Source organism: Bacillus sp. FSL K6-2431 (genome assembly GCF_038005165.1).
Lineage (GTDB): Bacteria > Bacillota > Bacilli > Bacillales > Bacillaceae > Bacillus > Bacillus pumilus.
Genome location: NZ_JBBOSQ010000001.1, coordinates 3,376,263 through 3,388,488 on the forward strand (window position 1 = coordinate 3,376,263; position 12,226 = coordinate 3,388,488).

Sequence of the window (12,226 nt, forward strand, 5' to 3'; positions counted from 1 at the left end):
TCTATGAGGCTTGTTGTGCAGCGTGTGACAAGTGCATCTGTGAAGGTAGAAGAAGAGATCACAGGAGCCATCAATGAAGGATATATGGTACTCGTTGGTGTCACACACGAAGATACAGAAGAAGATGTGCATTATTTAGCTGATAAGCTTGCACATTTACGTATTTTTGAGGATGAAAACGGGAAAATGAATCATTCGTTATTGGATGTAAAAGGAAGCGTGCTGTCTGTGTCTCAGTTTACCCTTTATGGTGATACGAGAAAGGGCAGAAGGCCAAATTTTATGAAAGCAGCCAAGCCAGATGCGGCGAACGCCCTTTACGAATGTTTCAATAAAGCCCTTAGAGAAAAAGGCATTCATGTAGAAACTGGCCGTTTTGGCGCGATGATGGATGTGTCATTGACCAATTCAGGACCTGTCACCATCTGGATGGATAGCAAAGAATAGATTCACTTTAGACTGTAGATAAACTCATGCAGGAGTTTGTTTAGAGTCTTTTTCTTTTGCGACCAAACAAAAAAGAGGCGCAGTGGCCTCTTTTTTCTAGCGGAAATATTGTTTTAATCCTTCTGTCATTCCTTCTGTGACTCGTTCTTGGTAAGAGGCGCTATAAATGATGGCTTCCTCCTGAGGATTGCTTAAATAGCCGAGTTCATATAAAAGAGAAGGACGTTTGTTTTCTCTTAACACAAAATAATCTCCGAATTTGACACCCTTATCAGGGATTTGAGAGCGTTTAGCAACTTCTGTATGAACATTTGTCGCTAATTGCTGGTCTTTTGCTGCTTGATAATAATACGCCGTACTTCCTCTGACACTTGGGTCCATAAAACTATCATAATGAAGACTAATAAATGCATCTGCATTTCTGTAATGAGATGTCGCGACCCTCGATTGAAGGCTGATAAAAGAATCTTCACTTCTAGTTAAATAAACATTTGCTCCAGAAGCCCTTAATTTGCCTGCCAGTAAATTAGCGGTTTTGATGGTAATGTTCTTCTCAAACGCACCATCTGCGCCAATCGTACCGCTGTCTTTTCCGCCATGACCTGGATCAAGAACAATCGTTTTTCCTTTTAAAGAACCAGTTCCTGACGATGAATCCTGCTGTGGTCTTGGTGCCTCGCTGCTATTTTTATTCGTTTGAACGACCCAGCTTGCCACATAACCAGTTCCGCCGTTTGATAATGTCACCTCGTACCAGTCACCTTGCGTGCGAACAATTTGATAGGCAGCACCTTTTGTGGCTCTTTCTGCAATCTGAGCAGAGGTAGAAGCACTTTTTCGAATGTTGGTGCCATCGTAAACAATGTACGCTTTCTTTTGGGAAGCCGATGAAGATGAGTTCTTTTCACCCTCCGAACTCGCTCCATTGCTTGTGACGATGTAATAGCTTGCTGCCCAGCCTTTCACGCCTTTTGCCTCAATTTCATACCAGCCGTTCTGCTCGCGCAAAATGGTGATCTGTGTGTTGCGGGCAAGTGAAGCGACGACTTGTGCATTTGGTGCCGCCGATTGCCTTACATTCAAGCTCGATACGCCAACTGTGCCTGTCTGTTTAGAGCGAGAGGACTCGCCAGCGCTTGATTGAGAAGCTTTTTGGCCGCCTGACACATAATCAGAGTGAACCCAGCCTACTGCTTGTTTATACGAAATTTTTGTCCATTCGCCGCTTGTCTGCAGCTTTTTAGCCGAAGCGCCTTGCGGGAAAGTTCCGACGACTTGATAGGAAGTCCCTGGGCCCGTCCGTATGCGAAGATCAGAGGCTGTCGATGTAATGGAACTGCTCTCTGCTGAGCTTTGATTTTGTGTCTTCGGCTTAGCAGACTTTTGGCTGCCAGATGATGTTGTAATCAGCCATGAGACGACCCAGCCTTTTTGACCGTTCGATAGCCCGATCTGCACCCATTCTCCTTGTTTCGTGAGAATGGGATAGCTTTCTCCGCGCTTCACAACAGCTGCGATTCCATAGCTTAAACCAGGACCCGTTCTCACATTGATTTCATCTGTAGCGACCACAGCTTGATCTGTTTGTGCTGTAGCATGTGCCATAGGCAAAGTACTTGCGATAAGAACAAAACAGGTAAGAAGCATCATCATTTGATTGTGTTTTTTTAGATTCAAAACGGTGTTTTCCCCTCCCTTGTAAAACCGATGAATGTAAATTCGTTATGTAATGGACTAATTCCTTGCAGTTTCCCTAATAAAATTGAATCAATCTGTTTATACTAAATAAAAACGTGATAAAAGGATGTACAAACATGAGATTAAGCAGAAAATTAGGACGAGTGCAATATAATGGACATCGTGATATCGATCGCTGGCAGCACGACGAAATGGATCAACCAGGCTTCCTTGAAGAAACCGCATCTGAATACGGATGTACGTCAAAAGAAGAGCTGGAAAAGAAAAAGAGGCACGGCAAGGGTTGACAGAGTGGCAGCACCGACCTTATTATAATATAAATCAACACACTTGAAAATTTAAAATGTGGAACTGATGATAGAGAATAGTAGGGTAAATTGCGTGAGCAGAGAGGAATCGCCTTAGGCTGAAAGCGAATCCGCATGGCATTTATCACGAAAGAACACTCTGTAGGTTTCCTGCTGAACGCTCTAAAAATGAGTCAATAGGCGGAGAACGTGAATCTGCGTTAAGGATTTGAGCGGGAACATGGCTAGATCATGTTCCAACTAGGGTGGCACCACGGGTATAACTCTCGTCCCTACTATACACATAGTAGAGGCGGGGGTTTTTTATATGTCCACATAAAAAAATGAATGATGGTCGTAGGAGGACGAAAAATGAGTTTTAATATTCCAAGAGGCACACAGGATATTTTACCTGGAGAGTCAGAACGCTGGCAGTATGTTGAACAAATTGCAAGAGATACATGTGCGGCCTTTCAATACAAAGAAATCCGCACACCGATTTTTGAGCATACAGAGCTGTTTGCACGGGGAGTAGGCGAATCAACCGATATCGTTCAAAAAGAGATGTATACATTTGAAGATAAAAAGGGACGCAGCATCACCCTTCGTCCAGAGGGAACGGCATCAACCGTACGTTCTTATGTTGAAAATAAATTATTTGCACAGCCGGCGCAGCCAACAAAGCTGTATTACATCGGACCAATGTTCCGCTATGAACGTCCGCAAACGGGAAGATATCGTCAATTTTATCAGTTTGGGATTGAAGCGATCGGTTCAAAGGACCCAGCCATTGATGCAGAAGTTATTTCCCTTGCGATGAGTGTTTATGAGAAAGCAGGTCTTTCAAACTTAAAGCTCGTCATTAACAGCCTTGGTGACAAAGAGAGCCGTGCAGACTACCGCAAGGCACTTGTTGAGCACTTTGAGCCAAGAATCGATGAATTCTGTCATGACTGTCAAACCCGTTTACATCAAAATCCGCTGCGAATTCTTGATTGCAAAAAGGATCGTGACCACGAATTGATGGCAACGGCTCCATCCATTCAAGATTACTTAAATGATGAATCACGGACTTATTTTGTAAAGGTCAAACAATACTTAACAGATATAGGCGTTGAATATGTCGTCGATCCGAACTTAGTGCGCGGCCTTGATTACTACAATCACACGGCATTTGAGATCATGAGTAATGCTGAAGGCTTTGGTGCGATTACCACATTAGCCGGAGGAGGCCGATATGATGGACTTGTTGAAGGAATTGGCGGTCCTGAATCACCAGGAATCGGTTTTGCTATGAGTATTGAGCGTTTCCTATCAGCAATCGATGCTGAAGGGATTGATCTTCCATTGCAAGATGGCATTGATCTATACATTGCTGCACTCGGTGATGATGCGAAAGATTACGCTGTTTCATTATTAAATCGTCTAAGAAAAGAAGGCATTTCAAGTGAAATGGACTATACAGGGAAGAAATTAAAAGGACAATTTAAAGCGGCTGATCGATTAAAAGCCAAGTTTATTGCTGTCCTTGGTGAAGATGAGCTGGCACAGCACATTGTGAATGTAAAAGATACGACAACGGGTGAACAAATTGAAGTGAAGCTTGATGAGCTGATTCAAATGATGAAGGCCCACAAGAAGGCGTAAAGAAGGAGTGGAATGTTTGTGTTTGGTAGAACTTTTTATTGTGGAGAAGTAACAGAAGACCAAATCGGTCAAACCGTTGTATTAAAAGGATGGGTTCAAAAAAGACGTGACCTTGGCGGATTAATCTTTATTGATCTGCGTGACCGTACAGGAATTGTACAAGCTGTCTTCAATCCAGACCTTTCAAAAGAGGCACTTGAGACAGCAGAATCGATTCGTAATGAATATGTCCTTGATATTAAAGGAACGGTTGTCGCAAGAGAAGAAGCAACAATTAATCCAAATCTAAAAACAGGGAAAATTGAAATACAAGTCGAAACGGTCAGCGTGTTAAATGAAGCGAAGACCCCTCCTTTTGTCATTTCAGATCAAGCGGACGAGGTATCAGAAGATGTGCGCTTAAAATACCGTTACTTAGACCTTCGCCGTCCTGCTATGTTTGAAACGATGAAAATGCGACACGAGGTCACAAGAGCATTCCGCCATTTCTTAGATGACAACGGCTTTCTAGATATTGAAACACCGATTTTAACAAAAAGTACGCCAGAGGGTGCACGTGACTATCTTGTTCCAAGCCGTGTACACGAAGGAGAGTTCTATGCCTTGCCTCAGTCCCCGCAATTATTTAAACAACTGCTGATGGTCTCAGGAATGGATCGTTACTATCAAATTGCCCGCTGCTTTAGGGATGAAGACTTGCGTGCTGACCGTCAGCCGGAATTCACACAAGTCGATATCGAAATGTCCTTTATGAGTCAGGAGGACATTATGACGCTTGCTGAAGAGATGATGGCAAAGGTGATGAAAGATGTCAAAGGCGTAGAGCTGACATTGCCATTACCTCGTATGACTTATGATGAAGCGATGAATTTTTATGGTTCTGATAAACCAGATACACGTTTTGAGATGAAGCTTGTCAACATTTCAGACACGGTAAAAGACTCTGATTTCAAAGTCTTTAGCGGAGCTGTAAAAAATGGTGGAGCTGTGAAAGCCATCAATGTCAAAGGGGCTGCAGCGAATTACTCAAGAAAAGACATTGATGCCCTTGGTGCATTTGCTGCGAACTACGGTGCAAAAGGTCTAGCTTGGCTTAAAGCAGAAGGCACAGAATTAAAAGGGCCGATTGCTAAATTCTTTGACGAAGCAAAGCAAGCAGAATTAAAGGAGCAGCTTCAAGTCGAAGAAGGCGACCTTTTACTCTTTGTTGCAGATAAGACGTCTGTTGTCCATGACGCACTTGGTGCCCTTCGCTTAAAACTCGGCAAAGAGCTTGAACTCATCGATGAGTCTGTATTCAACTTCTTATGGGTCGTTGATTGGCCGCTGCTTGAAAAAGATGAAGAAGAAGGACGCTTCTATGCTGCCCATCATCCTTTCACAATGCCAGTACGCGACGATCTTGAATTAATTGAGACAAGCCCAGAGGACATGAAGGCACAGGCATACGATCTTGTCCTGAATGGCTATGAGCTTGGCGGAGGTTCGATTCGTATTTTCGAAAAGGACATTCAAGAAAAAATGTTTAGCTTACTTGGGTTTTCAAAAGAAGAGGCTTATGAACAATTCGGCTTCCTTCTAGATGCTTTTGAGCACGGTGTTCCTCCGCACGGCGGAATTGCGCTTGGTCTTGACCGCTTAGTGATGCTGCTTGCCGGCCGCTCTAACCTAAGAGACACGATTGCATTCCCGAAAACGGCAAGTGCGAGCTGCGTGCTAACAGATGCTCCAGGTCATGTGAGCGAAGCGCAGCTGGATGAGCTAAGTTTAGCGATTAAAACAAAAGTAAAACAGTAAAATAGACGCATGGATATAGGCATGTAAACGCTTGAAAAAGCGGCATGCCTATGATATGCTTTCATCAATCAATAAATAAAGTCCTGATACGTACGGTGGTTACCTAGTTTTGACCGAACATTTTTTTATACGGGAGCTTGCCTTTCCTTTCTGCATAAATGCCTCTTTAGAGGACTTATAAAGTCAGGAAGAAAGCACCCACCTGCATGGTGCGGGGTTCAAAACGAAGGAAAAGCTGGCGGCGTTGTCGGGACTTTTTTGTGTTTTTTTCTTTTTCAGAAGGATGACGAAGAAGTCTGAATATGATATGATTCTTTCGATTCATTTTAAATAAAGGTGGAGTGAGGCACTTGTTACATCAGTTTTCAAGAAACGAGCTTGCCATTGGCAAGGAAGGCTTAGATATATTAAAAAACAGTACAGTTGCAGTGCTTGGTGTGGGCGGCGTTGGTTCATTTGCAGTTGAGGCACTCGCTCGTTCAGGCGTTGGCCGTATTGTTCTTGTTGATAAAGATGATATTGATATTACAAATGTAAATCGTCAGCTGCCAGCATTGCTTTCAACAGTTGGTCAGCCAAAGGTTGACTTAATGCAGGCGAGAATCGCTGATATTAATCCAGAATGTGAAGTTGTTGCACTCAAGATGTTTTATACAGAGGGAACATATGAGCAATTTTTTGAATATCCACTTGATTATGTCATCGATGCGTCAGATACGATTCACTATAAAATTCATTTAATGAAAGAGTGTCTGAAACGCAATGTGAACATCATTTCGAGTATGGGAGCTGCAAACAAAACAGATCCGACCCGCTTCAAAATTGATGACATTTCAAAAACACATACCGACCCAATTGCAAAAGTCGTGAGAACGCGTCTACGCAAAGAAGGGATTCGTAAAGGAATTGAAGTCATTTTCTCTGATGAAAGTCCGATTGTCATCCGCGAAGATGTCAGAAAAGAAGTTGGAAATGATGAAGCGAAGATTCGCAAGGCACAAATGCCGCCATCATCCAACGCATTTGTCCCATCTGTCGCAGGACTGATCATGGGTGGTCATGTCATTATGCAGCTTTTGAAAGATATTCCAATTACACGTGTGAAGGATAAATAAACAGCCCACCTGCTAATTAGGCAGGGGCCAGCGTGTAGACAAACCCTTGCATTCGGTGTCAGATCTGCGCTTCGGTGCTCACGAATGTTAAATTCGCTCCGCTCCGATGCTCGTCCTTCCTAGACTGCAAAGGTTTTCTATTACGCTGAAAAGAAGACAAAGGGCTAAAATCAAGATCATTTTAGCCCTTTGTCAACAATCTGACAGCCCACCTGCTAATAGGCAGGTGGGCTTTTTTATTTTTGGCGTTTTAAATTCTCATATACCTGTTTTAGTGCGCCTTCAAATTTACCTGTTTGCTTTGGTTCATAGTATTGCTTGTTTTTCAGCGGATCAGGTAAGTATTGCTGCTTCACCCAGCCGTTTTCATAATCGTGTGGGTATAAGTAATCGACGCCTCTGCCAAGTGCTGTGGCTCCTTTGTAGTGAGCATCCTTTAAGTGAACAGGGATTTCACCAATTTTCCCTGAACGAATGTCACCAAGTGCCGCATCGATCGCCTTATATGCTGAGTTGGACTTAGGAGAAAGACACAGTTCAATGACTGCGTTAGCCAGCGGAATTCGTGCTTCCGGGAAGCCGACTCTTTCTGCTGTTTGAACAGCGCTTAACACACGAGGGCCTGCCTGCGGACTAGCTAAGCCAATATCTTCGTAAGCCATCACGAGTAATCTCCTTGAAATGCTTTCGAGGTCCCCTGCTTCAATCAGTCTGGCAAGGTAATGCAGCGCCGCATCTGCGTCAGAGCCTCTAATGGATTTTTGAAAAGCCGAGAGGACATCGTAATGAGCATCACCATTCTTATCATGTGAGAAGCTCTTTTTTTGTAAACATTCTTCTGCTGCGGCAAGAGTGATCATAATATGCCCAGCATCATCTGCTTTTGTCGATAAAACAGCTAGTTCTAAAGCATTTAAAGCAGAGCGTACGTCCCCGCCGCATCCATTGGAAAAATGATTCATCGCTTCATCGTCCACTGTCACCTCATAACCGCCAAGTCCGCGATGTTCATCCTGTAACGCTCTTGTTAATGCAGCTTTGATTTGCTCTGTTTTAAGCGGTTTTAGCTCAAATATTTGTGTCCGGCTTCGGATGGCAGGGTTGATCGCATGATAGGGGTTAGCTGTCGTTGCGCCAATTAAAATGATCATGCCATTTTCTAAATAAGGAAGAAGAAAATCCTGCTTTCCTTTATCAAGCCTGTGAACCTCGTCTAAAATGAGGATGACCTGGCCGCTCATTTTCGCTTCAGCAGCGACAGCTTCCATATCCTTTTTGTTATGAATGACCGCATTCAACGTTCGAAACGCAATGCTTGTACTGCCAGCGATCGCCGTCGCAATCGATGTTTTTCCGATGCCCGGCGGTCCGTATAAAATCATCGAGGATAAATGTTTTGCCTCGACCATTCGTCTAATAATTTGACCTTCTCCAACGAGATGCTCCTGCCCAATGATGTCTTCAATATGACTTGGGCGCATCCGGTACGCTAAAGGTTTCATGATTATCTCTCCTAAAGCAATGTCTTGTTTGTATAGAGTACCGAAATTTCTTCAAATAGAAAAGGGATGCGTCCTCTTATAGCGCTCAGAACCGGCAAATGAAAGTTGGCTGAAAGTATGATATAATTGCTTTTGGTCTATATAAGCGTATATGAAATCAGAAAAATAATTGATGACATAGAAATAGAAAACGCAGAGGTGTTTAACTTGAAAATTTCTACTAAAGGCAGATATGGTCTGACGATCATGATCGAATTAGCCAAAAAACATGGCGAAGGCCCTACATCATTAAAATCAATCGCTCAAAACAATAATTTGTCTGAGCATTATTTAGAGCAGCTTGTATCACCACTTCGGAATGCCCGTCTGGTGAAAAGTATTCGCGGTGCATATGGCGGCTATGTTCTTGCACATGAACCAAACGAGATCACAGCCGGTGATATTATTCGTGTATTAGAAGGACCGATTAGTCCTGTCGAAGTCATTGAAAACGAAGAACCAGCAAAACGTGCACTTTGGATTCGAATTCGTGATGCAGTAAAAGACGTACTGGACAATACAACTCTTGAAGACTTGGCAAGCTATAAAGATGACGAGGATCAAGAGGCGTATATGTTCTATATTTAGATCAGAGGTGTACCGGGAATGGAACGTATCTATTTAGATCATGCAGCCACAACGCCGATGGATCAGCGTATTGTGGACAAGATGATGCCTTACTTTACAGAGATATTTGGCAATCCCTCTAGCATTCATTCATATGGGCGCGAGGCAAGAAAGTGGCTCGATGAAGCAAGAGAAGTGATTGCAGGAGAATTACACTGTAAACCACAGGAGATCATCCTCACAAGTGGAGGAACAGAGGCGGACAACCTGGCGATTACAGGTGTGGCCATGGCAAGACAGCATGAAGGAAAACATATCATCACAGCAAAAACAGAGCATCATGCGGTGCTGCACACATGTGAACGCCTAGAGAAGCTAGGATTTGACGTGACATATTTAGATGTGGATGAAACTGGATTGATTCATCTTGAACAACTAAAACAAGCACTAAGAGATGATACGATTCTTGTGACCATCATGTACGGCAATAATGAAACAGGTGTGATTCAGCCAATCAAAGACATTGGCGAGCTTTTACACAATCACACTGCTCATTTTCATACAGACGCCGTGCAGGCGTTTGGAACAATGCCAATCGATGTAGCAGACCTTCATATTGATCTCTTATCTGCTTCTGGCCATAAGCTAAATGGTCCAATGGGAACGGGCTTTTTATATGTAAACGAAGGCGTGAAACTTTCTCCGCAAATTTTCGGAGGAGAACAAGAAAGAAAACGCCGTGCTGGCACTGAAAATGTGGCAGGGATCGTCGGACTTGCAGAAGCTGTTCAATTAACGAAGCAAAATAGAAGAGAAAAAGCCATGCATTATGGTAAGCTCAAAGAAATCATGCTACAAGTATTCGAAGAGGAATCACTCGACTTCTCTATCAATGGGCACCCGGAAGAGACATTGCCGCACATTTTAAATGTTCATTTCCCGGGCGTTTCTATCGAATCGTTACTTGTGAATTTAGATATGGAAGGAATTGCTGTTTCAAGTGGGTCTGCATGTACGGCTGGATCCGTCCTTCCTTCACACGTGTTAAGCGCCATGTATGGCGAAGAAGCAGACAAGCTGACGTCCTCAGTCAGAATAAGCTTCGGTCTTGGGAATGAAGAGGATCATGTGAAGCAGGCGGCGCGCAAGATAGTAACTGTTGTCAAACGCTTAGCCAAATAAACGTTCCTCTTTTGTTCGTGTGTGAAAAATGAAACAGCCAGGCACCTGAAGAACGAAACGCACATGCTGTTTCATTGAAAATGGAGTTGATGAAGATGACAAAAAGACCAGAAGACACAAGAGTTGTGGTCGGTATGTCCGGAGGAGTCGATTCATCAGTTGCTGCTCTTATGTTAAAGGAGCAAGGCTATGATGTAATCGGCATATTTATGAAAAACTGGGATGACACAGATGAAAATGGTGTATGTACAGCAACGGAGGACTATGAGGATGTCATCCGCGTATGCAACCAAATTGGAATCCCTTATTATGCAGTGAATTTCGAGAAGCAATATTGGGACAAAGTGTTTCAATATTTCCTTGATGAATATAAAGCGGGCAGAACGCCAAACCCAGATGTCATGTGCAACAAAGAAATTAAGTTCAAAGCGTTCCTTGAGCACGCATTGTCACTCGGTGCGGATTATTTAGCAACAGGTCACTATGCGCGCGTCGACAGAACTGGCGATGAAGTTAAAATGCTAAGAGGTCTTGATGCCAACAAAGACCAAACGTATTTCTTAAATCAGCTGACTCAGGAACAGCTTGATAAAGTCATGTTCCCAATCGGTGATCTAGAGAAAAAAAGGGTTCGTGAATTGGCAAAAGAAGCAGAGCTCGCAACAGCAACGAAAAAAGATTCAACGGGTATTTGCTTTATTGGAGAAAGAAACTTTAAAACGTTCCTTAGTCAATATTTGCCTGCACAGCCTGGCGTGATGCAGACGATGGACGGAGAAGTCAAAGGGGAGCATGATGGATTGATGTATTACACGATCGGTCAGCGCCAAGGTCTTGGCATTGGCGGCAGCGGTGATCCTTGGTTTGTCGTTGGAAAAGACTTGGAACAAAATATTCTGTTTGTCGAACAAGGTTTCCACAATCCACTTTTATATTCTGAAAGTATTTCAGCCGTCAATATTAGCTGGACTCGTCCTCATATTGTCGGTGAAAACGGTGAATTAATCTGCACAGCTAAATTCAGATACCGTCAAGAAGATCACCATGTGAAGGTGAAAATGACAGGTGAGCAAGAAGCGATGGTCATCTTTGATGAACCTGTTCGTGCTGTCACACCAGGACAAGCGGTTGTCTTTTATGATGGCGACGAATGTCTCGGTGGCGGAACAATTGACGATGTCTTTAAGGACGGCCAAAAGCTGTCGTATGTGTAAACATGTTTTCAAAACCTCAACGTCGCTGTTGAGGTTTTTTAATGAAAGGATGAGAGAGCGAATGAATCATAACGAAATCGGCATAGAAGCCTTAAATCAAGGGAACATCGAAAAAGCAGCAGAAGCTTTTACGAAAGCCATTGAAGAAAGCCCGAAAGACCCGGTTCCATATATTAACTTTGCGAACTTGCTTTCAAGCATCAATGAATTTGAACGTGCGTTAAACTTCTTTCAAAAAGCAATAGAACTTGATCACGCCGCAGCTGCAGCCTATTACGGGGCAGGAAATGTCTACACATTAAAAGAAGACTTTATGAAAGCAAAAGACTATTTTGAACAAGCACTTCAAGCTGGGATGGAAAATAGTGATTTATTTTATATGCTGGGGCAAACGCTCATCAAATTAGAGCAGCCGAAGCTTGCGATGCCTTATCTTCAGCGTGCCATCGAACTGAATGAAGATGATAATGAAGCAAGGTTCCAATTTGGCATGTGCTTAGCCAATGAACAATTGCTGGAAGAAGCGGTGACGACCTTTACCGAGGTGATCGCGCGTGATCCGCAGCATGCAGATGCCTTTTATAATTTAGGGGTTGCGTATGCATACTTAGAGAAAAAAGACGAAGCACTTGAGATGCTAGGAAAAGCGATTGACGTGCAGCCTGACCATATGCTGGCACTACATGCGCAAAAGCTAATTCAAGAGGCAGAATAGACGGAAGGAGGGAAGA

At 43.3% G+C, this 12,226-nt stretch carries 11 protein-coding genes, 1 other RNA gene and 1 other annotated feature; of the genes, 10 read left to right on the forward strand and 2 right to left on the reverse strand.

Annotated elements, in window-relative coordinates; genetic code table 11:
* The first annotated feature begins 3 nt into the window (after positions 1 to 3).
* Complete coding sequence (gene dtd, locus MHH40_RS17030; RefSeq protein ID WP_003216527.1) at positions 4 to 447, forward strand: D-aminoacyl-tRNA deacylase; 444 nt, start codon at positions 4 to 6, stop codon at positions 445 to 447.
* Positions 448 to 543: 96 nt separating this feature from the next.
* On the opposite strand, the gene MHH40_RS17035 is transcribed toward dtd, so the two are convergent.
* The gene (locus MHH40_RS17035; protein ID WP_428839760.1) at positions 544 to 2,100 is read right to left on the reverse strand and encodes an SH3 domain-containing protein; all 1,557 of its coding nucleotides are present in this window, start codon (positions 2,098 to 2,100) and stop codon (positions 544 to 546) included.
* 161 nt (positions 2,101 to 2,261) lie between these two features.
* Between MHH40_RS17035 and MHH40_RS17040 the strand changes: the two genes are divergently transcribed.
* The 5 genes from MHH40_RS17040 (at position 2,262) to MHH40_RS17060 (ending at position 6,991) form a co-directional block, all read left to right on the forward strand.
* The gene (locus tag MHH40_RS17040; protein WP_003216250.1) at positions 2,262 to 2,432 is read left to right on the forward strand and encodes a YrzK family protein; all 171 of its coding nucleotides are present in this window, start codon (positions 2,262 to 2,264) and stop codon (positions 2,430 to 2,432) included.
* A gap of 58 nt (positions 2,433 to 2,490) precedes the next feature.
* Positions 2,491 to 2,730: a binding site (T-box leader), on the forward strand.
* 74 nt (positions 2,731 to 2,804) lie between these two features.
* Positions 2,805 to 4,079 (forward strand): histidine--tRNA ligase, encoded by a 1,275-nt coding sequence (gene hisS / locus MHH40_RS17045; RefSeq protein ID WP_050943669.1) that lies wholly within the window; start codon positions 2,805 to 2,807, stop codon positions 4,077 to 4,079.
* A gap of 18 nt (positions 4,080 to 4,097) precedes the next feature.
* Positions 4,098 to 5,876 (forward strand): aspartate--tRNA ligase, encoded by a 1,779-nt coding sequence (aspS, locus tag MHH40_RS17050; protein WP_106918387.1) that lies wholly within the window; start codon positions 4,098 to 4,100, stop codon positions 5,874 to 5,876.
* Positions 5,877 to 5,953: 77 nt separating this feature from the next.
* Positions 5,954 to 6,134: non-coding RNA, 6S RNA (ssrS, locus tag MHH40_RS17055), on the forward strand.
* 92 nt (positions 6,135 to 6,226) lie between these two features.
* Positions 6,227 to 6,991: a tRNA threonylcarbamoyladenosine dehydratase gene (locus tag MHH40_RS17060; RefSeq protein ID WP_050943671.1), complete on the forward strand. Its 765-nt coding sequence runs from the start codon at positions 6,227 to 6,229 to the stop codon at positions 6,989 to 6,991.
* Between the two features lie 236 nt (positions 6,992 to 7,227).
* On the opposite strand, the gene MHH40_RS17065 is transcribed toward MHH40_RS17060, so the two are convergent.
* A complete protein-coding gene (locus tag MHH40_RS17065) occupies positions 7,228 to 8,493 on the reverse strand; it encodes a replication-associated recombination protein A (RefSeq protein ID WP_050943672.1) in 1,266 nt (421 codons plus the stop codon).
* A 207-nt stretch (positions 8,494 to 8,700) separates the two neighbouring features.
* Here MHH40_RS17065 and cymR point away from each other — a divergent pair, with 207 nt between their 5' ends.
* From cymR to MHH40_RS17085, 4 genes are all read left to right on the forward strand, one after another.
* Complete coding sequence (gene cymR / locus MHH40_RS17070) at positions 8,701 to 9,120, forward strand: cysteine metabolism transcriptional regulator CymR (protein WP_034620651.1); 420 nt, start codon at positions 8,701 to 8,703, stop codon at positions 9,118 to 9,120.
* An 18-nt stretch (positions 9,121 to 9,138) separates the two neighbouring features.
* Complete coding sequence (locus MHH40_RS17075) at positions 9,139 to 10,281, forward strand: cysteine desulfurase family protein (protein ID WP_050943673.1); 1,143 nt, start codon at positions 9,139 to 9,141, stop codon at positions 10,279 to 10,281.
* Positions 10,282 to 10,376: 95 nt separating this feature from the next.
* Positions 10,377 to 11,495: a tRNA 2-thiouridine(34) synthase MnmA gene (gene mnmA, locus MHH40_RS17080; RefSeq protein ID WP_050943674.1), complete on the forward strand. Its 1,119-nt coding sequence runs from the start codon at positions 10,377 to 10,379 to the stop codon at positions 11,493 to 11,495.
* Positions 11,496 to 11,556: 61 nt separating this feature from the next.
* The gene (locus MHH40_RS17085; protein ID WP_003216571.1) at positions 11,557 to 12,210 is read left to right on the forward strand and encodes a tetratricopeptide repeat protein; all 654 of its coding nucleotides are present in this window, start codon (positions 11,557 to 11,559) and stop codon (positions 12,208 to 12,210) included.
* Positions 12,211 to 12,226 lie beyond the last annotated feature (16 nt).